The 20,809-nt window shown below is 67.8% G+C and carries 23 protein-coding genes; 2 read left to right on the top strand and 21 right to left on the bottom strand.

The features are described 5' to 3' along the window. Window positions 1–332: 332 nt before the first annotated feature. Together EL272_RS14295 and EL272_RS14290 are read right to left on the bottom strand one after the other, a co-directional pair. Window positions 333–881 (bottom strand): DUF6036 family nucleotidyltransferase, encoded by a 549-nt coding sequence (locus EL272_RS14295; protein ID WP_061787530.1) that lies wholly within the window; start codon window positions 879–881, stop codon window positions 333–335. Then, complete coding sequence (locus tag EL272_RS14290) at window positions 878–1,378, bottom strand: hypothetical protein (protein WP_197720271.1); 501 nt, start codon at window positions 1,376–1,378, stop codon at window positions 878–880. Before EL272_RS14290 ends, EL272_RS14295 begins: the two co-directional genes overlap by 4 nt. Window positions 1,379–1,680: 302 nt before the next feature. Here EL272_RS14290 and EL272_RS14285 point away from each other — a divergent pair, with 302 nt between their 5' ends. Beyond that, entirely contained in the window at window positions 1,681–2,949 is a 1,269-nt protein-coding gene (locus EL272_RS14285) for an ATP-binding protein (protein WP_061787531.1), read from the top strand. Here the strand turns inward: EL272_RS14285 and EL272_RS14280 are convergent. The 19 genes from EL272_RS14280 to pduA form a co-directional block, all read right to left on the bottom strand. Beyond that, on the bottom strand, window positions 2,946–4,898 hold the full coding sequence (locus tag EL272_RS14280) for a WD40 repeat domain-containing protein (RefSeq protein WP_061787532.1): 1,953 nt from the start codon (window positions 4,896–4,898) through the stop codon (window positions 2,946–2,948). The two genes, EL272_RS14285 and EL272_RS14280, sit on opposite strands and share 4 nt — an antisense overlap. Before the next feature lie 452 nt (window positions 4,899–5,350). Next, the gene (locus tag EL272_RS14275) at window positions 5,351–5,587 is read right to left on the bottom strand and encodes a FitA-like ribbon-helix-helix domain-containing protein (RefSeq protein ID WP_061787533.1); all 237 of its coding nucleotides are present in this window, start codon (window positions 5,585–5,587) and stop codon (window positions 5,351–5,353) included. A gap of 69 nt (window positions 5,588–5,656) precedes the next feature. Continuing rightward, complete coding sequence (locus tag EL272_RS14270) at window positions 5,657–6,493, bottom strand: RCC1 domain-containing protein (protein WP_244926090.1); 837 nt, start codon at window positions 6,491–6,493, stop codon at window positions 5,657–5,659. Window positions 6,494–7,040: 547 nt separating this feature from the next. Continuing rightward, a complete protein-coding gene (locus EL272_RS14265; protein WP_061787535.1) occupies window positions 7,041–8,024 on the bottom strand; it encodes a malate dehydrogenase in 984 nt (327 codons plus the stop codon). 6 nt (window positions 8,025–8,030) lie between these two features. Further along, complete coding sequence (locus EL272_RS14260) at window positions 8,031–9,452, bottom strand: aldehyde dehydrogenase family protein (RefSeq protein ID WP_061787536.1); 1,422 nt, start codon at window positions 9,450–9,452, stop codon at window positions 8,031–8,033. Continuing rightward, on the bottom strand, window positions 9,452–10,576 hold the full coding sequence (locus EL272_RS14255; RefSeq protein ID WP_061787537.1) for a cob(I)yrinic acid a,c-diamide adenosyltransferase: 1,125 nt from the start codon (window positions 10,574–10,576) through the stop codon (window positions 9,452–9,454). Before EL272_RS14255 ends, EL272_RS14260 begins: the two co-directional genes overlap by 1 nt. A gap of 5 nt (window positions 10,577–10,581) precedes the next feature. Continuing rightward, window positions 10,582–10,851: a EutN/CcmL family microcompartment protein gene (locus EL272_RS14250; protein ID WP_014847900.1), complete on the bottom strand. Its 270-nt coding sequence runs from the start codon at window positions 10,849–10,851 to the stop codon at window positions 10,582–10,584. A 1-nt stretch (window position 10,852) separates the two neighbouring features. Beyond that, entirely contained in the window at window positions 10,853–11,587 is a 735-nt protein-coding gene (locus tag EL272_RS14245; protein ID WP_061787538.1) for a flavoprotein, read from the bottom strand. Further along, entirely contained in the window at window positions 11,584–12,411 is an 828-nt protein-coding gene (eutJ, locus tag EL272_RS14240) for an ethanolamine utilization protein EutJ (protein WP_014847898.1), read from the bottom strand. Before eutJ ends, EL272_RS14245 begins: the two co-directional genes overlap by 4 nt. Before the next feature lie 2 nt (window positions 12,412–12,413). Beyond that, on the bottom strand, window positions 12,414–13,049 hold the full coding sequence (gene pduL / locus EL272_RS14235) for a phosphate propanoyltransferase (protein WP_061787539.1): 636 nt from the start codon (window positions 13,047–13,049) through the stop codon (window positions 12,414–12,416). Then, the gene (locus EL272_RS14230; protein ID WP_014847896.1) at window positions 13,046–13,318 is read right to left on the bottom strand and encodes a BMC domain-containing protein; all 273 of its coding nucleotides are present in this window, start codon (window positions 13,316–13,318) and stop codon (window positions 13,046–13,048) included. Before EL272_RS14230 ends, pduL begins: the two co-directional genes overlap by 4 nt. After that, window positions 13,315–13,908, bottom strand: coding sequence for a BMC domain-containing protein (locus EL272_RS15925; RefSeq protein WP_061787540.1), 594 nt, complete (start codon window positions 13,906–13,908; stop codon window positions 13,315–13,317). The genes EL272_RS14230 and EL272_RS15925 overlap by 4 nt, the downstream gene beginning before the upstream one ends. Further along, a complete protein-coding gene (locus EL272_RS14215; RefSeq protein WP_061787541.1) occupies window positions 13,908–14,261 on the bottom strand; it encodes a glycerol dehydratase reactivase beta/small subunit family protein in 354 nt (117 codons plus the stop codon). The genes EL272_RS15925 and EL272_RS14215 overlap by 1 nt, the downstream gene beginning before the upstream one ends. Next, window positions 14,258–16,072, bottom strand: a complete 1,815-nt coding sequence (locus tag EL272_RS14210) for a diol dehydratase reactivase subunit alpha (RefSeq protein WP_061787542.1) — start codon at window positions 16,070–16,072, stop codon at window positions 14,258–14,260. The genes EL272_RS14215 and EL272_RS14210 overlap by 4 nt, the downstream gene beginning before the upstream one ends. Before the next feature lie 164 nt (window positions 16,073–16,236). Beyond that, entirely contained in the window at window positions 16,237–16,779 is a 543-nt protein-coding gene (locus EL272_RS14205; RefSeq protein WP_061787543.1) for a diol dehydratase small subunit, read from the bottom strand. Window positions 16,780–16,789: 10 nt separating this feature from the next. Continuing rightward, a complete protein-coding gene (locus EL272_RS14200; protein ID WP_061787544.1) occupies window positions 16,790–17,491 on the bottom strand; it encodes a propanediol/glycerol family dehydratase medium subunit in 702 nt (233 codons plus the stop codon). 8 nt (window positions 17,492–17,499) lie between these two features. Next, entirely contained in the window at window positions 17,500–19,161 is a 1,662-nt protein-coding gene (locus tag EL272_RS14195; RefSeq protein WP_014847890.1) for a propanediol/glycerol family dehydratase large subunit, read from the bottom strand. Window positions 19,162–19,172: 11 nt separating this feature from the next. Next, window positions 19,173–19,979 carry a propanediol utilization microcompartment protein PduB gene (gene pduB / locus EL272_RS14190; protein ID WP_061787545.1) on the bottom strand — a complete coding sequence of 269 codons (807 nt, stop codon included), beginning with the start codon at window positions 19,977–19,979 and terminating at the stop codon, window positions 19,173–19,175. An 11-nt stretch (window positions 19,980–19,990) separates the two neighbouring features. Then, window positions 19,991–20,269: a propanediol utilization microcompartment protein PduA gene (gene pduA / locus EL272_RS14185; RefSeq protein WP_061787546.1), complete on the bottom strand. Its 279-nt coding sequence runs from the start codon at window positions 20,267–20,269 to the stop codon at window positions 19,991–19,993. A gap of 178 nt (window positions 20,270–20,447) precedes the next feature. On the opposite strand from pduA, the gene EL272_RS14180 reads away from it, so the two are divergent. Then, window positions 20,448–20,801 (top strand): BMC domain-containing protein, encoded by a 354-nt coding sequence (locus tag EL272_RS14180; protein WP_061787547.1) that lies wholly within the window; start codon window positions 20,448–20,450, stop codon window positions 20,799–20,801. Window positions 20,802–20,809: the final 8 nt, after the last annotated feature.

Below are 20,809 nucleotides of genomic sequence, written 5' to 3'. Positions count from 1 at the left end.
CGGTCGTGTGCTTGCGCTGTAGCGCTGGCGTTTGACGGTTGGGCTGGCGTTCCCGTCGGGAAGGCTGGCGGATGACGGGAAGGTTGGCGTTGGGGGGTCGGGACGAAGCTGGTTGAGCCGGGCCGCGACGAAGGAGCGGCCCGAGTCGAAACCACTCTGGCAGCCGGCAAGCAGACCTGACCTCAGCTCCGGGCACCCGTCGAGAGGCTGAAGCTGGTTGCGCTTGCCTTGTGGTCGTGTGCTTGCGCTGTAGCGCTGGTGTTTGACGGTTGGGCTGGTGTTCTCGTCGGGTTAGGTGGTGGACTACGGTTGGGCCAGTCCTTCTTGGAAGGTCAGCGACTGATGTCGCCGTCTGTTTCGGCCTGCGCTGCGATCTCGTGGACGAGGTACTGGTGCCTGGGCAGGAGACGTCCCGGGAATCGCTGTTCGAGAAGGTCCAGTGCCTGCTCGGGCGAAGTGCATCCGGCTGTCCGATAGAGGATTGCTGCGTCGTAGATATCGCGTCCCGGCCTGGCGGAATGGAGTTTCATGGCAAGTAGGTACTCGGGTGAAGCGACCTGCACAAGGAGATGATCGGATTCATAAACCGTTCGTGGGTCGGGGTCCGGGCCGGGCATGAAGCCTTTTGCGGCGTCATTGACCCAGTCGGGACCGAGGCCATGACGGGCTGCCACATCTGCTACGGCGGAATGGACGCACGGCTTCGGTTCAAAGAGAGCATCGACGTCGCGTGTGGTTCTGGTCTGGTCGTAGCCCAGCGACATGGCAGCACCACCGACGACGAACATGCGGGCCCGCTCGCCGGAACGAGCCAGTGTTTGCGACAGATCCTCAAGGAGTTCCAGGAGCTCATCGCGACTGAGCGGAGCGGCGCTGGTCATGCCCGGTCCAGGTCGTTGGCGGCGATGAAGACACCGTGTTCGCGGAAGATGGGCGGGGTTTCGGCGCGGATCATGGCTTCGATTGCCGGACGTGCGGCGACGTACCAGCCCGAACTCACTCTTTCGGGACGCATGGTCCAGGCGGGTTGGGGCCAACCATCGCGATCTGCCAAGTGGCGGGCGAGGGCCGCGAAGGCTGCGTCGACGTGTATGGAACCGGTCGGCGGGGGCTCCTCGGTGAAGACCTGGGCCGCGAGCTCGGTGCCTCCGCGTCGGCGTGCGGAGTCGTAGGTGTCGACGGTGTGGAGGATGCCGAATCGCCACGCCTCGATGAGGGGTTCGCCGACGGCGATGAGATCGGCCGCTGCGCGGGCGCCATCGACAGCCGTACCGGTCAGACCTATGTGACTGTGGGTCTGTCGCCAATCGGTATCGGGCTGGGCCATAGCGGTGGTGAAGAAATCCTCGAAACTTCCCCAGTCGTGGGTGCGCGTCATATCTCCTCCCTGCCTTCTTGCGCTGCTACATCTCAGGGTAGTCCGGCTCATCGCGTCGGCTTCGCCAATCACGAGTCTGCCTGCCTGCGCGTCGTTTGCCTGCGCTGTAGCGCTGGCGTTCGGCGGTTGGGCTGGCGTTCCCGTCGGGGAGGCTGGCGGATGGCGGGAAGACCAGCGGACGTCGGTAGGGCTGGCGAACTGAGGTGGAGGTCGTGGAGGGGCGGTCACGAGATGCAGAAACGGTAGCGTAAGAAGTGTGTGAATCCTAGTGTATAAATTGTGTGAATGGTAGCGTAAGCAGCATGGAGTACCTACCCAGGACGGTGGATCTGGAGTTGGACGAGCTGTTGCCGCTCGCTCCCGCCATTGCGATCGACGGCCCCAAGGGAGTGGGGAAGACGGACACCGCCCGGCGGCGCGCCACCACCACGTGGCTGCTGGACGACGAGGACCAGCGGCGGATTGCCGCAGCGGATTTCGGACTGACGGCGGTGCCGGCGGGAACGCTGCTCCTCGACGAGTGGCAGAAACTGCCCCAGGTGTGGGATTCGGTGCGACGACGTGTCGACTCCGGCGCCCCGCCCGGAAGCTACCTCCTCACCGGATCCGCCACACCGACGGACGCCGCCGGAACCCACAGCGGAGCGGGACGGATCCTGTCGCTGCGGATGCGTCCCATGGCGTTGCCGGAACGCGGACGTGCCACACCGACGGTGTCGCTGGCGCGGCTCCTCGAGGGCGGTCGCGATCCGGTGGGCGGGGACAGCGGATACGGGCTCACCGATTACGCCGACGCGATCGTCGCCAGCGGATTCCCCGGGATCATGAACGCGCCCTCGCGCCTGCGCCGGGGACTGCTGGACGCCTACCTGCAACGCATCATCGACCGCGACCTGCCCGACCACGGCTTCGCGGTGCGACATCCGGAGACGCTGCGTCGCTGGCTTGCGACCTACGCCGCGGCGTCCTCGACCACCACCTCCTACTCACGGATGCTGGACGCCACCACCGGAGGCGACGGGGCACAGCCGGCCCACACCACGACCATCGTGTACCGGGACCTCCTCACCCGCCTGTGGATACTGGATCCGGTGCCCGGCTGGCTGCCCGCGAACAACCCGATCCGGCGGCTCCAGCAGGCCCCCAAACACCAACTCGCCGACCCCGCCCTGGCGGCCCGGCTGCTGGGTCTGTCGTCGTCCTCCCTGCTCAACGCGTCGGGGGCACACATGATGGGGCCGCTGTTCGAGTCGCTCGCGACGCTGACGGTGCGCGTCGCGGCGCAGGCCGCCGAGGCGCGGGTGTACCACATGCGCACCCAGGGCGGACGACACGAGGTGGACCTCGTCGTCGAAGGAGCGGACGGGCAGATCGTGGGAATCGAGGTGAAACTCGCGGCCGCGGTGGGCGATTCGGACGCGAAGCATCTCATCTGGCTGCGCGACCAGATCCCAGACCGGGTGGCCGACCTGGTGGTCGTCACGACGGGCAAGGCCGCCTACCGGCGTCCCGACGGGGTGGCGGTGGTGCCGCTGGCCCTCCTCGGGCCGGATGTCTCGAGGTGCTGCTAGCTTCCGTCTTCTGGCTCTGGGATGCGCAGCACTCGCCAGGCTTCTCCTTCCAGGACGTCGAGGCCTTCGGGGGTCCAGCTGGCGTAGCTTTCCACCCCGGGGACGCGGGGTCGCACGGAGATGAAGGCGCGCTCCAGGGTGCCGTCGAGGTGGGAGATCCGGATCAGTCCCGAGGCGTCGGCGGTGGCGATGAGATCACCGTCAGGGTGCCATGCGACCCCGGTCACGGCGCGGGCGTGGTCGGTGAGGGTGGTGAGTTTCTTCCCGGTGTGGGGATTCCAGATGATGCAGGTGCGGTCGTTGCTGCTGGTGGCGACGAGAGTGCCGTTGGGGCTCCAGGCGACCCCTGTTACTGCGGCGGTGTGTCCGGTGAGGGTGAGGATCCTCTCTGCGGTGTGGGGGTTCCAGATGATGCAGGTTCCGTCGTTGCTGGCTGTGGCGATGCGGGTGCCGTCGGGGTGCCAGGCGACTCCTGTTACGGCGTCGGTGTGGCCGGTGAGGGTGGTGAATTTCTCCGCGATGTCGAGCTGCCAGATGATGCAGGTCCCCTCGCCATTGGTGGTGGCTATGAGGTCACCTGAAGGATGCCAGGCGACAGCACTCTTGGCGTCGTCAAGCACGTGTGTGGTGCCGGTATCGGTGAGAGTGGCGACGTCCTGCCCCGTGTCGGGATTCCAGACGGTACATCTCCCGCCATCGCTGGCGACAGCGATGAGGTCACCCACGGGATGCCAGGCAACCCCCTGTGGAGAACCGATGCGGCTAATGAGGGTGATGAGCAACTGTCCGGTCGTGGCGTCCCGTATGGTGCAGGCCTTGTCGTTGTGGATGGTTGCGATGCGGGTGCCGTTGGGGCTCCACGCGGGATTGCCCACCAGGTTGGTGTGAGCGTTGTGGGTGGCCGTGGGGCGGCCGCTGACCGGGTCCCAGACGGTGTATGCCTCGGCCCAGTCGGGGATGACGGCCAGGCGGGTGCCGTCCGGACTCCAGTCGATCCCGTCCACCCAGTCGGTGCGGCTGGCGAGCGTGGTGACTCTTTCCCCGGTGTCAGGGTTCCAGATGATGCAGGCCCCGTTGCTGTCAACGGTCGCGACGCGGGTGCCGTCGGGGCTCCAGGCGACCCCGTGCACGAATGTTATCCCGGTCGCGAACCGGAGCACGAGGGTGGCGATCGCTTCTCCTGTGTCCGGATTCCAGACCGCGCAGGTTCCGTTGTCGCTGGCGGTCGCGACCCGGGTGCCGTCGGGACTCCACGCCACCCCGAGCGCCCATTCGGTGTGATCGACGAACGAGATGACGGGTTGGCCGGTGTCGGGATCCCAGACGATGCAGGCGTCATCCCAGCCGGCGGTGACCAGACGACTGCCGTCAGGACTCCACGCGACCCCGTACACCGCGTCCTCAACCCCGAAGCGGTCATGTCCGGTGAGGGTGAGGATCCTCTCTGCTGTGTCGGGGTTCCAGATGATGCAGGTCCCATCGTTGCTGGCGGTCGCGATGCGGGTGCCATCAGGGTGCCAGGCGACCCCGTTCACGTGGTAGGCGTGGCCGGTGAGAGTCGTGACCGGGCGGCCCGTTCCCGAATCCCAGACGATGCCGGTCTCATCCCAGCTGACGGTGACCAGACGGGTGCCGTCGGGGTGCCAGGCGACACCCGTCACGGCGTCGGTGTGGCCGGTGAGAGTGAGGAGTCTTTCTGCGGTGTCAGGGTTCCAGACGATGCAGGTTCTGTCGTGGCTGACGGTCGCCAGACGCTTGTCGTCCGGACTCCAGGCGACCCTGACCACGGCGTCGGTGTGACCGATGAGCGTGGCGACGGGCTCACCGGTGTGAGGATTCCAGATGACGCAAGTGTGGTCGTCGCCGACGGTGGCCAGGAGACTGCCGTCAGAACTCCACGCCACTCCGTTCAGGGGGCCGGTGTGTCCGGTGCACAGACCTTTGATCACGACATCACCCTTGCGGCCCGGATCGGTGACGTACTCACCAGATTCACGGTCATTCGTGCGGTGTGGAGCATTGCGCGTCTCGTGTGGGGGGTGCCCATCGTCTCACCTCCTGCAGGCGATGGTAGTTCCTGTCGCGACAGGGCAATCCACGCTGATGCGTCTCGCATGAGGTGAAGTCGAGAGCTCTTTTCCAGTGAATTCCCCTCGGATGAATGGGTTCACCAGGCCGAGTTTCTTGATGTGCGAGAAATCTTTATCAGCCTGTCCCAGCGACGGCGCGGGTTCTCGCGAAGCGCTCCGTGGGGCATCTTCCCGAGCCCTTGTTGGATTTTCTCCGCGGTTATCGCGCAGCTGGTGAGTTCTTGAGATGGTAGGCCTTGAATCCATGAGAGGACTGATGCGTCAGGTGCCTGTCTCATGGAGTTCGGAGACGATGTTGGTGCCAGCGATGATCACGAGAATGTGGCATCCTGCGGCGGGTCGGTGCGATCGGGCGGTTCGATGTCCACGCCTCCGGCCTCGGAAGACTCGCGGCGCACTGCCATGGGGGTGCTCTCATCGGGCAGTCCCACTGCCGCGTCAAGGATCGCCCGGACCTCGGCTTCAACGGATCGACCGTTCTCGGCGGCTTGGCGTAGCAGGCGGGCGTGGGTGCGTTCACTCAGCCGCGGGATCGTCAACGTGCTCATCAGGTCACCTCCTGGCAGCAATGTTACTTTCCGTCGCTCAAGGGGTTCGCCCGCCGGTGGAGCCGGGAATCATCCGAGGCGCCAGGACCCGACCTCGAGTTGGCCGTGGCTGTTGCTGCCGGTCGCCACGACCGTACCGTCGGCGCGAAGCCCCACGGTGTGGGTCGCGCCGGCCGCGACGGCCACGATGTCGCGCCAACCGTGCACGTCGCACTGGCCGGCATCCGATCTGCCGGCTGCGACCACGGTGCCGTCGGTTCTCACACCGACGCTGTGGTAGCTGCCCGCCGCGACCGCGACGATTCCCGCCCACTGCTCGCAGCCGGCCCAGAACTCCGGACGTCCGGCCGCACGAACAGCACCATCCCTCGTCAACCCCAGGGTGTGGAGATACCCTGCGGCAACTGCGAGAATCCGGGTCCAGTGCTGTACGTCGCACTGGCCGGCGGCGTTGTTGCCGGCAGCGCGGACGGTACCGTCCGCGTGAACCGCAACCGTGTGCCAATCACCACAGCTGACATCCGTCACCTCGCGCCAGTCCTCGACCCGCAGCTGCTCCTCCACGGCGCGGCCCGCCGCCACCAATGATCCGTCGCCACGCAGGCCCACGCTGAATCTCCACCCCGCGGCCACCGCGATGATGTCCTGCCAGTCCTGGACATCGCACTGCCCCTGGGCGTTCCAGCCGCATGCCAGAACCGTTCCGTCGATGCGAAGCCCCAGCGTGTGGGATCTACCGGTGTTGCCGGCCACATGGACGCCGCCCGCCGCGACCGCGACAACGTCTCGCCACAGCGACGTCCGGCACTCCCCGCCGGAATCTGCTCCGGTCGCGACCACGGTGCCGTCGGGCAGACACCCCACCGTGTGTCGTCGCCCGGCTGCCAATGGACGACGAACTGGCACGGCGACCTCCTTCACGACCGGTTCCCTGGCCATTTTCCCAGCAAGTCGAATGGTCGCGCTTGTCTACCCGTCGTGTGCTTGCGCTGTAGCGCTGGCGTTTGACGGGAAGGCAGGCGTTTCCGTCGGGAAGACTGGCGGATGACGGGAAGGCCAGCGGGCGACGGGAAGGCTGTGTTGCCTTCCTTCCCCCGGGCGCGAATCGCAGAGGCTCGACGGTTCAACGTCGCCACACGACGTTGAACCGTTTTTCTCCCGCGATTCGCGCCCGGGAGAGGGGAGTGAGAGGGGGTGTCGCGGTTCGGGTCGGTCTGCTTGGGGAGGGTGGTTTCGACTCGGGCTGCTCGTTCCTCGCAGCCCGGCTCAACCAGCTTGGGAAAGAGGGACGTCGCAGCCCGGCTCAACCAGCTTCGGGAGGGGATGTCGCGGTTCGGGTCGGTCTGCTTTGGGAGGGGACAGAGAATAAAGAACCCGGCAGGGGCTCTGCGGCTCTTCGGTGGTTGAGAAGAGGTGGGTGGGCATCGCAGGAGCGGCCCTGCCGGGTTCGGTCTCAAGCGGGGAGGAGGCCCATCGACTTGACCTCCTCCGCCTCGGATTTCAGTTCGTCGACGGAGACATTGACGCGACTTCTCGCGAAGGCGTTGAGCGGCAGGCCCTGGACGATCTCCCACTCGCTGTCGCAGCAGCGTACCGGGAACGACGAGACCAGGCCAGCCGGGACCCCGTAGGAGCCGTCGCTGACCACCGCCATCGACGTCCAGTCGCCCCCGGGGGTGCCGAGCAGCCAGTCGCGGACGTGGGCGATGGTGGCGTTGGCCGCCGATGCCGCGCTCGAACGTCCCCGGGCCGCGATCACCGCGGCCCCCCGCCTGGCGACGGTGGGGATGAAGTCGAAGGCGATCCAGGCGTCGTCGGCGATCCACTGGTCCGCCGGTTTCCCGCAGATGCGGGCGTTGAAGGCGTCCGCGTACTGCGTGGCCGAGTGGTTGCCCCAGATCGTCACGTTCGTCACGTCCGCCACCGGCCTGCGGGCCTTCGCCGCCAGCTGCGCGCGGGCCCGGTTGTGGTCGAGCCGGGTCAGGGCGGTGAACCTCGAAGCGGGAATCCCGTCGGCGTGCCGGGAGGCGATTAGCGCGTTCGTGTTCGCCGGGTTCCCCGTCACCACCACCCGCACGTCCGGGGCCGCCGAGGCCGCCAGGGCCCGGCCCTGCGCGGCGAAGATGGCGGCGTTGGCCTCCAGCAGGTCGGCGCGTTCCATGCCCGCGCTGCGCGGCGACGCCCCCACCAGCATCGCGACGTTCGCCCCGTCGAAGGCCACCGCGGGATCGTCGGTGACCTCGATGCCCTTCAGCTGCGGGAAGGCGCAGTCGAGCAGTTCCATCGCCACCCCGTCGAGGGCCTTCACGGCCGCCGGCACCTCCAGCAGCCGCAACTCGACGGGCTCGTCGCCCAGCAGATCACCCGAGGCCAGCCGGTAGACCAGCGCGTATCCGATCTGCCCGGCCGCTCCCGTTACCGCGATTCGCCTGGTCATGGCGGCTCAGCGGACGTTCAGGTCGCCGACGAGCACGCAGCGACGTTTCCGGGTGAAACTGCGAGCCGACGTGAGGCCCTCGCCGGTGGGTCCGGCGATGGTGAACGTCGGGTAGCCCTCGCCGCCGATCCCGATGCCGTTGTACGACGGGCCGTTCTTCACGAAGATCGTGGTCTGGATCAGCTTGCCCATCTTCGTCAGCTTGCTGACGTTGAGGCTGTGCATCACCGCGGTGTGGCGGTTGCCGTGCTCCAGTTCGACGGCCAGGTCGATGGCGGCGTCCACGTCCGGCACCCGCACCAGCCCGAGTACCGGCATCATCAGCTCGTGCACCACGAACGGATGGTTGGCGCTGGCCTCGCACACGATCAGCCGCACCCCGGGCGGCGGGGTGACGCCGATGGCCTCCAGGATCTTCGCGGCCGGTTTGCCCACCCACTCGGTGCGCGGCTTGTCGCCGTTCACCAGCAGCTTCTCCAGCTCCGCGACCTCGGCGGCCGTCGCCTCGTAGGCGCCGTGCTTGATCATGCAGAACTTCAGCATGTCGGCGATCGAGTCGACCGCGATGATCTCCTTCTCCGCGGTGCAGGGCAGGTTGTTGTCGAAACTGGCGCCGTCGACGATGCACTTCGCGGCGTGCTCGATGTCGGCGGTCTCGTCGACGACGGCGGGCGGGTTGCCCGCGCCCGCGCCGATCGCCTTCTTCCCGGAGCTCAGCACCGCCTTGACGATGCCCGGACCCCCGGTTGCCACCAGCATCCGGACCTTCGGGTGGGCCATCATCGCGTTGGTGTTCTCCAGCGACGGCGCGGTGACCGTCACCACGAGATTGTCGGGGGCGCCGGCGGCGCGCAGCGCCCGGTTGATGCGACGCACCTGCCAGCACGACAACTTGGCGACCCGCGGGTGCGGGCTGAACACGACGGCGTTGCCGGCGGCCAGCATCCCGATGGCGTTGCAGGTGATGGTTTCGGTGGGGTTGGTGGTGGGGGTGATGGCCCCGATCACGCCGTAGGGCGAGTACTCGATGGTGGTCAGGCCGTCGTCGCCGGACCACGCCTCCGTGACGAGATCCTCCACCCCTGGGGTCTCGGCAGCCGCCACCTTGTTCTTCAGGTACTTGTGGCCGACATCGCCCATCCCGGACTGCGCCACGGCCTGTTCCGACATGTAGTCGAGGGCCTCGGGGGCCAGCATCGCCTCACGGATGGCAGCGACGTAGCGGCGCCGGTCGGCCATCGGATGGCTCAGGTACTCGCGCTGCGCCAGGTGGGCGGCCTCCACCGCGGAGTCCATGTCGGCGAACACCCCGTCACCCGGGGCTTCCTGCTGCGTCGCGGGCGCCTCGGTCTGGTTGTCGTTGCCGGGGAGCATGGCCGCGAGCACCTCGCGGATGGTCGCCTCCAGCTGTGCCGGATCTATCTTCATTACTGCTCTCCTATCGTGTTCCAGTCCTGCAGCGCGCAGGTCGCGATGTCCACGTCCTGTTCAGCGGTTCCACCGGAGATTCCGATGGCCCCTGCCAGTTCCCCGTCGACGTGGACGGGCACCCCTCCGCCGAACAGGACCACGCGGCCGGAGTTGGTGTCGGCCAGACCGGGGAGGGGACCGTCCCCGGTGGCCAGGGGGCCGAGCGTCGCGGTCGGTGCCTGGAAGGCCACGGCGCTCCACGCCTTGTTGATCGCGATCTCGATGGACGCGAGCAGCGCGCCCTCGATGCGGTGCAGCAGCATCAGGTTCCCGCCCGCGTCCGCGGCCGCGATCACGACGGGCACCCCCAGTTCGGCGCTGCGCGCCTCCGCCCGCTCGGCGATCCGTTTGGCGGCGGCGAGATCGAACCGACGGACCGGGGTTCGGCCGCGGGACGGTGCCGGGGCGGACTGCTCGCCCAGAGGCTCGTGGTCCGGCTCAACCGGCTTCGAGGGGGTGGTTTCGACTCGGGCCGCTCGTTCCTCGCGGTCCGGCTGGGCCTGCTTTGAAGGGGTTCCGAGGACCTTGGCGACGGCGTCCCGGACGATGCGTTCGATCTCCTCGTCGCGCCAGGTCTCGGCCAGCCTGGCCAGGGAGTAGACGGCGTCGGAGAGGCGGTTGAGGTATTTGATCAGTTCGGGGCGCACCGGTTCGGTCTCGGCCAGGGTCAGCACCCGCCGTTCCGCGCGACGCACCACGGTGCGGGCCTGGTGGAACGCCCCCGACCGGTCGTCGCGGCCCGGCACCACGAACTCCCGCTGCGGCCCCGTGACGGCCAGGCAGTCGTCGATGAGATGCTCCAGATCGGTGATGTCGCCGGTGTTGATCTTGTTCGCCAGGATCGCCGCGCCCTCGGGGTCGCTGGCCAGTTCGGCGGCCAGCACGAACAGCCGCTGCTGCACGTCGTGGACGCGGCGCCGCCACTGGCCGGCGGGCAGCATCGCCTTCGCCGCCCCGAGCGCCGCGTTGGCCTCGTCGACGGTACCGTAGGCCTCCACGCGCAGGCTCTGCTTGGGCACCCGGGAGCCCCCGAACAGCCCGGTGTCACCCTTGTCGCCGGTGCGCGTGTAAACGTTCGGCATGGCGGTCAGTCCTCCACCTCGACCACGTCGACGATGCCGACGATGGTCGCGTCCAGGGGGGCCTGCTGCCGGTTTGCCGCGAACCGGGCCGAGCTGCCCTTCGTGATGATGACCGTCTCACCGGTTCCGGCGCCGACGGTGTCCACCGCGACCTCCTGGTCGCCGACGGCGGCGCCGTCGGAGTGGACGCGCTGGATCAGCAGCAGCTTGAAACCGACGAGGCGTTCGTCCTTGCTGGTGGAGACCACCGTGCCCACCACCTTGGCCAGGTACATCTCAGCTCCTCCTGGTGATCGTGACGCCCGACGACGCGGCCGCATCGCGGGCCAGGTCGGTGATGATCGCTCTGCGGTGCACGCTCAGCCGCGACCCCGGCGCCAGGGAACGGATCACGGACTCGGTGACCACGCGCGCGGTGCAGTGCACCGCGTCGCCCGCGCCCGCGACCTCCCCGACGACCCGGTCGAGGGTTTCCGCGGTCGCCAGGTGCACCCCGAACGATTTCAGGGCGGCGAGATTCTCGCGCAGCATCGCCGCGTAGCCCGACGGCATCTGCGGGAACCAGCCGCGTTTGTCCGCCGAGTCGGGGCAGACGCCGTTGGTGGCCACGACCACCGGTTTGTTGCTCATGATGAACTCGGCCACCACGTTGCTGGCCAGGCAGTCACCGATGCCGTGGGCGACCTTCGCGGCCAGGTTCGCAGTGAGGGTGGGGACGACGAGCAGGTCGTGGGCCTGCACCAGCGACTCCTCGGCCGGGGTCATGCCCAGGGCCGCGATGCGTTCCTGATCCAGGACACGGGAGGCCGAGGTGGTCTGCCGCCAGTCGAGGTTGACGTGTTCCGCGGCCCGTTTCAGCGACTCCAGGGCCGCGTCGAAACCGAGCAGCGCACCCGAGAACAGCACCAGCGCGTTGGGTTTCCCCGTGGCCGGGGTTTCCTGCCGGGGCTGTTCGGCGAGCATTTCGCGCACGATCCTGGTGATCAGCTCGCGCAGCTGTTTCTCGTTCATCGGCTACTCCTCATTGCCGCCCCCAACGGGGTGGGGAAAAGGGGCTCCTCGGGCCGGTCAACCGTGACGCCGAGGACCTTCTCGAAAACTTTGGGTGCCTCGGGCAGGGAGGCGGAACCACCCACCAGATACACCTTGCCCGGGTCGGTGCCGCCGAGCGCCCGCTCGGCGATGGTGGCCATCTTCTCCAGGGTGGGGCGCACCACCGGGAAGACGGTCTCGACGTTGGCGGGGTCGCACTTGAACGCCTCGGCCTCGTCGTAGCCCATCCCCAGCGCCCCCGACAACACCAGCGTCATGTGGTGGCCGCCGGTGGGCTCGTCGGTGGAGAAGTCGACCACCCCGTCGCGCAGCCGCGACACCCCGGTGGTGCCGTGGCCGATGTCGATGATGGTGCCGTCGGTCACGCCGAGGGCCCGGGCCGCGGCCACGGGTTCGTCGACCACCTCGCACGGGTCGAGTTCGCAGGCGTCGAGCACGTTGGTGAACACCTTCACGGTGCCCTCGCTGATCCCGGGCGGGATGGTGACTGCGGCCTCGGTGAAGATGTGGCCCAGCCTGTCGTGGAGTTCGGTGAGGATCTCCCGGACGTTGGTGACGGCCCCCAGCCAGTCGACGACGATGCCGTCGCGGACCACGTTCGCCTTCCGCCAACCGCCCGCCACCGGACGGTTCCCGCCGTCGACCACGGCAAGCACGATGTTGGCCGTGCCCAGGTCGACGGCGAGCCGCAGCCCGCTGCGCTTGGCGTTCTTGCGTGCGACCTTCCCGGTTCGCACGAGTTCCGCGAACCGGTTGATCCTGGTCTGGGGATTCGTCGCCATCGTTATCGGTCCAGGCAGATCGTCACGTAGTCGCCAGTCCTGGCCCCGACGGCGTTGCCCTCGTCGGTGTCGAGGTGCAGCTCCGCCAGGTAGGAGTCCTTGACGCGGATCAGGAAATTGTCCAGACGCGCCCCGCGCTCCCCCCCGAACCGGACGCTCACGCGGTCCTGGTCCTTCAGGTTCAGGGCGGCGGCGTCGTCGGGGCTCATGTGGATGTGACGGCCCGCGACGATCACTGCGTGGTCGCAGTCGATGCTGCCGAGTGGACCTTCGATGCGCACGGGGGCGGCGGTCTCCAGATGCCCCGACTGGGCCATCGGCGCCTTGATGCCGAGGGCGAAGCAGTCGGTGCGGCTCAACTCCACCTGGGTGGCGGGACGGTTGGGGCCCATCACGCGCACCCGGGTCATGGTGCCGCGGGGGCCGTGCAGGGTCACGGTCTCCTCGGCCGCGAACTCGCCGCGCTGGCGCACCATCTTCTTCACCTTCGGCGCATCGTAGCCGAACAGGGTTTTGAAATCGGCGTCGCACAGGTGAACGTGCCGGTTGGAAATGCCGACGACCACCTTGCGCGGGTCCAGGGCGGCGATCCGCTCCAGGACCCGGCTGGTGATCTCGGCGACGAGCGCGTCGGTCATGACTGCGGCAGGATCTTCTCGACGTCACCGTGGGGACGCGGGATGACGTGCTGGGAGACCAGTTCGCCGACCCGGGCGGCGGCCGACGACCCGGCGTCGACGGCGGCCTTCACGGCACCGACGTCGCCGCGCACCATCACGGTGACGAGACCGGAACCGATCTTCTCGCTGCCGATCAGGGTCACGTTCGCGGACTTGACCATGGCGTCGGCGGCCTCGACGGCCCCCACGTAGCCCTTGGTCTCGATCATTCCGAGAGCATTGCTCATGACTGCTTCCTCCTGGTGGTGGATGTCCGGGGAGCCTTGGTGGTCTCCGCGGGGTTCTTGGGTGTGGCATCCGGCTTCTGGTCCGGGCCGGATTCGGGCTGCGCCTGTTCGAGCTGCGGTTTCGGCTCGGGTTTCGTGATGGCCTTCGGCTCGGGTCCGGGTTCGCTGGTGGTTCCCGCCCCGGATTCGGGTTCGGGTTTCTCCTGGGCCTTGGTTTCGGCCTTCGGCGCGGGTTTGGTTTTCTCCGGTGCCTTGGCCTTGGCGGCGGATTTCGTCGTCGCCTTCGCATCGGGCGCGGGTTTGGTCAGGCCCACGGTCGCGGCCGAGAAGACGATGGATTCCAGTTCCTGGTGGGGCCGGGGAATGACGATCCTGCTGACCACCCGGGTCAGTTTCGACGCCGCCACCTCGGCGGCGGCCATGGCCGCCTGAACGGCCGCCACCTGGCCCTCGACCTTGACGGTGACGTAGCCGCCGCCCCTGGCCAGTTCGTAGCCGATCAGGTTGACGTCGGCGGTTTTGCAGGCGACGTCGGCGGCCTCGACGCCAGCGACGAGGCCCACCACTTCAATGCTCCCCAGTGCTTGCATCACTGGCTCCTTTCGGGTTCACGTAGGGGAAGTCTCTTCACCAGGCGGGCGGCGTTCGACCCGATGATCCGGTCCGCCTGCTCGCTGCGCCCCAGGAAATGCGCCAGGTAGGGGCGCCGCTCGGGGAGTTTCTCGGTGGTGATGACCACGTAGTCGAGGGCGATTCCCAGCCCGATGCCCAGCCGCGACGAGGTCGCGGCGCGGTGCGCCAGGGTCAGGGGGTTGAGCTCCGGGAGGCGTTCCACGCGGCTCGGCACCCCCTCCTCCTCGATGCCGAGGAGCACCTGGGTGAGCTGCTCGTCGCCGATGCCCTCGTGGACGGCGAGGTTGATGGTGGGGCGTTCGTCGGTCACGACGCACCCCCCAGCACCAGGCCGGTGGCGACGGCGTTGCGGGGCCCCTCGACACCGCGGATGTTGGCGCGCCCGGCCACCACCCGGTAGTCGGCCAGGGCCCGGGTGACCAGCTGCGGGATCTCGAAGTCCAGGGCGGAGCCGCCGACGAGCACCACGAAGTCGATGCCGCGCACCTCCGAGGTGGGGGAGACGCGCTGCAGGGCGCGGATCGCGTTGGTGACGAAAACCTGCTCCTTGGCGCGGATGCGGACCTGGCGGATGGTCTCGACGGGAAGATCCACGTCGAGGGGCACCATGCCATCGGGTTTGAGCACCACGGTACGGGCGTAGACGTGCCCGGGAAGCGGATCCTCGAAGAACTGCACGGTGCCGTCCTCATGGCGGATGTTGAAAACCGACTCCACCTTCGCCAGCGGGTGGCGTTTGATGTCCTCGGCCAGGTCGAAGGAGTCGAGGCCGAGTTCGGACTGGATCATCAGGGTCACCATGTTCCCGGCGCCGGCCAGGTGAATGGAGGTGCCGGTGCCGTCCGGGCGCATGACGGAGGCGTCGGTGGAACCGGCGCCCATGTCGAGGATCGCGATGGGGGCGGCCGTCCCGGGGGTGGTGAGCGCGCCACGGATGGCCATGTCGGCCTCCACGCCGCCGACCTCGACGGGCACGCCGATTTCGGCGGCCAGTTCGGAGGCGATCCGTTCCATCTGGAGGCGGTCGGTCCTGACCATCACGGCGATGCCGACGGCGGCCTCCATGGAGAACTCGTTGGCGATGCCGCCCGCCACCTGCTGCGGCACCCGGGTGTCGACGGCGAGCAGATCGGTGATGCGGATGTCGCGGGTGTGCTGGTTGGTCAGCTGCGCCATGGTCACCCGCACCTTCTCCATCATGCCGCCGACATTGGTGCCGGCCTCTCCCGTGATGTCGGAGAGGTCGCGGATCCGGGAGGCGACGTCCATGATCTCGGCCGCACCCAGGTCGACATCGACGTCGAGGGTGTTGGTGCCGTGGAAGGTGAGGCGGCCCGCGGGGATGCGGCGTTCCTGCACGTCGCCCTCCGGGGTTTTGATGACCACGGCGGAACGGTTGCCCACCAGGGAACGGGCCAGGGGCACCACGGAGCGGGTGGCGTCGGCCTCCAGACCGAAGAGGGTCGCGATGCCGAACGGGTTGGACAGGGTCTCGACGATGCGCCCGACGTCGGCCACCTCGATGGCGGCCAGCATCCCGAGCGGGACCTTCTCGATCAGACGCACCTCGTCGACGATGGGGATCTTGCGGGCCAGCCGGTTGTGGACCAGCACGCCGTCGTCGGCCTGCAGGATCGCGCCGGTGACCTCCAGGCACTCGGCGACGGCGTTCAGCCGGGCCGCGACCTGGTCGTAGGGAATCGTGCGGGGCGCCACGACGATGTAGGGCTGCCCGGCGGGGGCGTCGGGCAGCTCGTCGAGGGCGATGGTGGTTCCCACCCCGATGCCGAGGCCGCCCGGGGTGGAGGGATTGTGTCCGATCATCGTGGATTCGGTGATGATCGTCTCGGTGATGGTCTCCATCGCGACGTCGCCGATCACGGGGGCGGCTTCGTTGATGCGGATGGAGTCGAGGTCCTCGATGCGGCGTCCCGCCTTGTTCAGGGCCTCGGTGAGGGAACGGAACAGGCCACGGATGTTGGCGCTGGTTCCCTTGATGCCGGTGGTGGGGACGATGGCGCTGGACAGGAAGTCCACCTGCCCGTCGGCATCACCGGTCTCGGCGAGCGCCACCTCGGTGGTCGCGTTGCCGATGTCGATGCCAGCGACCAGTTTCGCCATCGTCCTCGCCTCCTTTCTCCTTGAATTCGTTGTCGTCCTGGGTTGAGTTTGCTTGTCGGCTGCCGGGTGGTTTCGACTCGGGCCGCTCGTTCCTCGCGGCCCGGCTCAACCGGCTTTGAAAGAGATTTTCGCGGCCCGGCTGGGCCGGCTTCAGGGGTGGTTCCTCAGTCCTCGCGCAGCCTTCCGCGGGCCTCGTAGACGTCGGCGGCCTCACGGACGAACCCCGCGCTCACCTTCGCGCCGTACTGGCCCTCCAGTTCGTCGGCGATCTCGTACAGCTCCGCCTTCGTGGAGCGGTACGGCCGCAGCGCGTTGTAGATCTCCAGCAGCCGGGCGTCGGGCACGGCCACCAGCTCGGCGGCGCGACGCAGGTTGCGGGCCAGGGTCTGGCGTCCGTCGGCGTCGGCCACCTGGGCCTGGAGTTCCAGGGTCTCCGAGGAGATGCGGAAGTCGAGGGGGCTCAGCTTCCCCGCCTTGACGTCCTCGAAGGTGAGTTCGTCGAGGGCCTTGCCGGTGTTGGTTTTCACCAGCTCCGGGTGTTTCTCGGCCAGCGGGTACTCGTCGCGGCCGATCCGGCGGGTCCCCGCGGCGGGGGCCTGGGCCGGGGCGGCGGGCGCCGGGGTGTTCTTGGCGAAGGACACGGAGTCGTTGCCGAGGGACTTCATGACCTCCGACATGATCTGTCGGATGAGTTGTTCCTGATCCATGGTGACTCTCCTAGGCGGTGCTGACCCGCAGCGCCTGGGGCTTCTTGGCCAGGTCGCACTGGGCGGTTTCCTTGTTGTGCAGCAGGGCCGCGATGGCCTGGTACTTGGGGCGGGCCATCTGGTCGTTGCGGATCGGCACGGGCTGCGGCGACTCGCCCTTGGCGTACTTGGCCGCGTTCTTGCCGATGGCGCGGAAGGTCTCCAGGTCGATCAGCGGGGACTGGCTGAACAGCTCCACGTTGCTGAGCGGCGGCAGGTCCTTCTGGTGGATGACCGTGGTGCCGCGCGACTGGATGCCGATGCCGATGCCGGAGCCCGACAGTTTCGCCGCCTGGTGGGCGATGAAACCGACGTCGGCGGTCTTGTAGACCTTCACGAACCGGTGTTTGAGGCCCTCCTCCTCGATGCCCGCGGCGATCTCCTTGAGGACGGCGGCGTGGGGCAGGCCGATGATGGTTTCGTGGATCAGGGTGCTGAACGCCGGGGAAACCGCCACCACGACCTCCTTCGGGTCGGAGCCGCGCTCCGCGGGTCCGGTCTCGGCCAGGGTGAGTTTCCCGGCGGCCGTGGCGGTCATCGTCGCGGTGCCACCCGAGGCGGGGGCCGCCGTGGCGGGCTCGGCGGCCGGCGGGGTGGCGGCCGAATCCTCGGCGGTCATCTCCTGGACCACCTGCGCGATGATCTGTTTGAGGGTGTTCACATCAATGCTCATGGCTCACCTCAGATGCTCTCGGGGCTGATGGCCTGACGAATGGTCTTGATCTGGTTCCACCGCTCGTCGTCGATCTGGTAGCCGGTCTGCGGGCCGTGGTAGTCGTTGGGCGAGTTCACGGCCGAGATCACGTTGAAGTCGGCGTCGAAGATCGCGGAGGTGTGCAGGTAGTCGCCCGCGACGCGACGCTTCAGCAGGTTGAACACCGCTTGGGCGACGTCCTCGAAACCGCCTCGCGACAGCGCCTTGGCCACGTCCACGCCGGTGACCTCGCGGTTCATCATGTCCTCGGCGGCCTTCAGGTCCTCGACGACGTTGCGTTTGGGCATGTCGTCGGAGCTGTGGGCGTAGGTGGCGGCCTCCACCTCGGCGTCGGTGATGGCCGGCAGTCCCAGTTCGTCGAAGACGGCCTGCAGGGCGCGGGCGGCCTTGCGGCGCACCGCGATGACGTCCTCCTCCAGGACGGGGGTGAGGCCGCCGTCGATGCGCAGGTCGCGCTGGATGATGTTCCAGTCGTCGAAGTCCTCGGCATCCCAGTTGGAGCCCGCGAACATGTTGTCCTTGTTCGGGGTGGAGGAGTAGCCGGAGCAGATGAAGTCGGTGCCGGGCACGAACTGCATCAGCGACCGCGACACCCGGCGCAGATCGGAGTGGGTGAAGGTCTGGTCGTTGCTGGAGGCGCATTCGAGGTCCAGCATGGTGGCGATCAGGTTCTCGGCCAGCACGGCGCGGATGCCGCCGGGCACGCCCGCGGGCACGCCGATGCAGCTGACGGAACCGTTCTGGGTGCCCTGCGACCCGGCCGCCTTGGTCACGAACAGGCAGCGGGCCTCCAGGTACAGCATGGACTTGCCCTCGGCGTAGCCCATCTGCACCTCGGATCCGGTGCCGGAGGTGAAGCGCATCTTCAGGCCGCGGGAGGCGTAGCTGGAGGCCAGGAACGCCTTCGACCAGGGGGTGTCGTCGCCGTCCATGAACACCGCTTCGGTGCCGTAGACGGACACGGTTTCGGCGTAGGCGGTCAGCCCGCGCATGCCGAGCTGCAGTTCCGTGGCCTCCTCGACCGCGCACTGGGTGAGGATGCCGGGGCGGCCCGTCTGGGCGCCGACCAGCAGCGACAGCGCGTTGAACGGGGCGTAGCGGACCACGCCGACGGTGGTTTCCTGCTCGGCGAAACCACGCAGCGCGGCCTCGGCGGAGTCGGCGGCGATCTGCACGGGGTTGTCGGCGACGTTGGTGACGTGGCACTGGTTGGCGGGCTGTTTGCGGGCACGCAGTTTCGTGACCGCCATCATCATCTCCAGCACGCTCATGTTGCTGACGACCTCGGTGAGTTTCGCCGGGGTCATGGCGGTGGTCAGCGGGATGATCTCGGTGCGGGGCACGTTGATGTCGCACAGCATGCGGGCCACCTGGAGGGAGTCGATGGCCATGGCCTTCTCCGCCAGCTCCAGGTTGATGCCGTAGTCGGCGACGAAGGTGTCGATCATGTCGAACTGGTCGCGGGTCTTGCCGTCGAGCTCGGTCACGAGCCCGTTGGTCAGCGTGATCGACGGTTTCGGATCGTTGGGGGAGTCCATGGCGATCAGGCCCACCTCGGGCCATTCGCTGACGAACCCGTCCTGGTTCACGGGGCGCGCGTCGAGCGCCTCAAACCTCTTGGAACGCATCAGATCGGTCCTCAGATGTAGGGGGTCGTGGTGGATTCGGGCGTGGCGCCGAGCGCACCGAGGAGGGGGATGCCCACCTCGCGGGCGGCGATGATGGCCTGCCGGACGGCACCCGAATCGCCGCTCAGGAACGAGATGACCTCGTTGGAGAAGCTGGTTCCGCCGGCGGGGCTGGCGTAGCCGATGACGTCGACGGTGGCTGCCTTGACGGCGGTGTCGGCCAGGACGACACCGATGCCGGCGGGGGCGCCGACGGTGATGCCGAAGGCCTTGCCGATCGGGGCTCCGAACGCCTTGTTGAGGGCGTAGGAGGCGCGGGCGGTGTACTGGAACTCCAGGTGGCCCGCCTCGTTGCCGTAGACGTCACCGAAGGTGCGGTCCAGCTCCCCGAGAGACACCTCGACGGCGCGGCGGGCGTCGGAGACGTCCTCGGCGCCGAAGATGATCAACGAGCCGTGACCGGCGCCGCCCTTGGTGTCGCGGGGCAGCTCGATGGTCAGGATCTCGGAGTTGGTGGCCTTGACGGCCTCGTCGGCGGCGAAGATGTGCGGGCCGGCGCCGGTGCGGGCACCGAGGATCCCGATGGAGCGGAAGTCCTTTTCCAGTTTCATCATCGCGCGCAGCTTCGGGTCGACGTTGGCGATGACCATGCCGATGGTGTCACCCAGGACGTTGGTGCCGACGAATTCGGTCACGGCGGGCAGGGTTCCGGCTGCGGGCGTGGGAGCGGGGGCAGGTGTGGCGGAGGGCGCGGGGTCGTCGCCGCCCATCTTCTTGACCACTTCGGCCAAGACCTTGTTGATCAGTTCCTCAGACATTGCTCATTCTCCTACTTGGCCTGGGTGGGGAGGATCTTCTCGACGTCGTTGTGGGGACGCGGGATCACGTGCACGCTGATGAGTTCACCCACCCGTTCCGCCGCCGAGGCGCCCGCGTCGGTGGCGGCCTTGACCGCGCCGACGTCGCCGCGCACCAGCACGGTCACGAGGCCGGCACCGATCTTCTCGCTGCCCACGAGGGACACATTCGCGGACTTGACCATGGCGTCGGCGGCCTCAACCGCTCCGACATAGCCTTTCGTCTCGACCATTCCGAGCGCTTCCTGCATGCTGACTCCTTCGTCGTTAGTCCTAGCGGCAGGCCAATTGGGCCTGTCCCGACACCATAGAGCAGGTTCCGATACACAGTTTCTTCCGGTTGTTACACATTCTTGCTTCGAGAATGCGTGCAACGTTGAACCCGACCGGAAGTGCCCCTATCGTGAGGGCAACCCAGAGGAGCGATTGATGACCGAGCTGACCGACAAAACGCGCATCATCCAGGAGTTCGTGCCTGGCAAGCAGGTCACGCTCGCCCATGTGATAGCCAATCCCGATCCGCACCTGTACCCGAAGATCGGTCTTCCCGCGGGAAGCAGCGGGGCCATCGGGGTGCTGACCATCACACCGGGTGAGGCCGCCGTGATCGCCGCCGACATCGCCACCAAGTCGGCGGGAGTCGAGTTGGCCTTCGTCGACCGCTTCTCCGGGTCGCTGCTCATCACCGGCCAGCTCGCCGACGTCGAGTCTGCCGTCACGGGGATCGTCACCACCCTCCAATCCATTCTCGGCTTCACCCCGGCGCCGTTGACGAGGACGTGACGTAGGGC

The organism is Arachnia propionica, assembly GCF_900637725.1.
In the GTDB taxonomy this organism is placed as follows: domain Bacteria; phylum Actinomycetota; class Actinomycetes; order Propionibacteriales; family Propionibacteriaceae; genus Arachnia; species Arachnia propionica.
This window is presented reverse-complemented; position numbering and strand designations above follow the sequence as displayed.

What these genes read in the sequence shown, in the direction of transcription:
- EL272_RS14295 (WP_061787530.1), bottom strand. Translation starts at nt 881, where the DNA reads ATGACCAGCGCCGCTCCGCTCAGTCGCGATGAGCTCCTGGAACTCCTT.
- EL272_RS14290 (WP_197720271.1), bottom strand. Translation starts at nt 1,378, where the DNA reads ATGACGCGCACCCACGACTGGGGAAGTTTCGAGGATTTCTTCACCACC.
- EL272_RS14285 (WP_061787531.1), top strand. Translation starts at nt 1,681, where the DNA reads ATGGAGTACCTACCCAGGACGGTGGATCTGGAGTTGGACGAGCTGTTG.
- EL272_RS14275 (WP_061787533.1), bottom strand. Translation starts at nt 5,587, where the DNA reads ATGAGCACGTTGACGATCCCGCGGCTGAGTGAACGCACCCACGCCCGC.
- EL272_RS14265 (WP_061787535.1), bottom strand. Translation starts at nt 8,024, where the DNA reads ATGACCAGGCGAATCGCGGTAACGGGAGCGGCCGGGCAGATCGGATAC.
- EL272_RS14260 (WP_061787536.1), bottom strand. Translation starts at nt 9,452, where the DNA reads ATGAAGATAGATCCGGCACAGCTGGAGGCGACCATCCGCGAGGTGCTC.
- EL272_RS14255 (WP_061787537.1), bottom strand. Translation starts at nt 10,576, where the DNA reads ATGCCGAACGTTTACACGCGCACCGGCGACAAGGGTGACACCGGGCTG.
- EL272_RS14250 (WP_014847900.1), bottom strand. Translation starts at nt 10,851, where the DNA reads ATGTACCTGGCCAAGGTGGTGGGCACGGTGGTCTCCACCAGCAAGGAC.
- EL272_RS14245 (WP_061787538.1), bottom strand. Translation starts at nt 11,587, where the DNA reads ATGAACGAGAAACAGCTGCGCGAGCTGATCACCAGGATCGTGCGCGAA.
- eutJ (WP_014847898.1), bottom strand. Translation starts at nt 12,411, where the DNA reads ATGGCGACGAATCCCCAGACCAGGATCAACCGGTTCGCGGAACTCGTG.
- pduL (WP_061787539.1), bottom strand. Translation starts at nt 13,049, where the DNA reads ATGACCGACGCGCTCGTCGCCGAGATCACCAGCCGGGTCCTGGAGCGG.
- EL272_RS14230 (WP_014847896.1), bottom strand. Translation starts at nt 13,318, where the DNA reads ATGAGCAATGCTCTCGGAATGATCGAGACCAAGGGCTACGTGGGGGCC.
- EL272_RS15925 (WP_061787540.1), bottom strand. Translation starts at nt 13,908, where the DNA reads ATGCAAGCACTGGGGAGCATTGAAGTGGTGGGCCTCGTCGCTGGCGTC.
- EL272_RS14210 (WP_061787542.1), bottom strand. Translation starts at nt 16,072, where the DNA reads ATGGCGAAACTGGTCGCTGGCATCGACATCGGCAACGCGACCACCGAG.
- EL272_RS14205 (WP_061787543.1), bottom strand. Translation starts at nt 16,779, where the DNA reads ATGGATCAGGAACAACTCATCCGACAGATCATGTCGGAGGTCATGAAG.
- EL272_RS14200 (WP_061787544.1), bottom strand. Translation starts at nt 17,491, where the DNA reads ATGAGCATTGATGTGAACACCCTCAAACAGATCATCGCGCAGGTGGTC.
- EL272_RS14195 (WP_014847890.1), bottom strand. Translation starts at nt 19,161, where the DNA reads ATGCGTTCCAAGAGGTTTGAGGCGCTCGACGCGCGCCCCGTGAACCAG.
- pduB (WP_061787545.1), bottom strand. Translation starts at nt 19,979, where the DNA reads ATGTCTGAGGAACTGATCAACAAGGTCTTGGCCGAAGTGGTCAAGAAG.
- pduA (WP_061787546.1), bottom strand. Translation starts at nt 20,269, where the DNA reads ATGCAGGAAGCGCTCGGAATGGTCGAGACGAAAGGCTATGTCGGAGCG.
- EL272_RS14180 (WP_061787547.1), top strand. Translation starts at nt 20,448, where the DNA reads ATGACCGAGCTGACCGACAAAACGCGCATCATCCAGGAGTTCGTGCCT.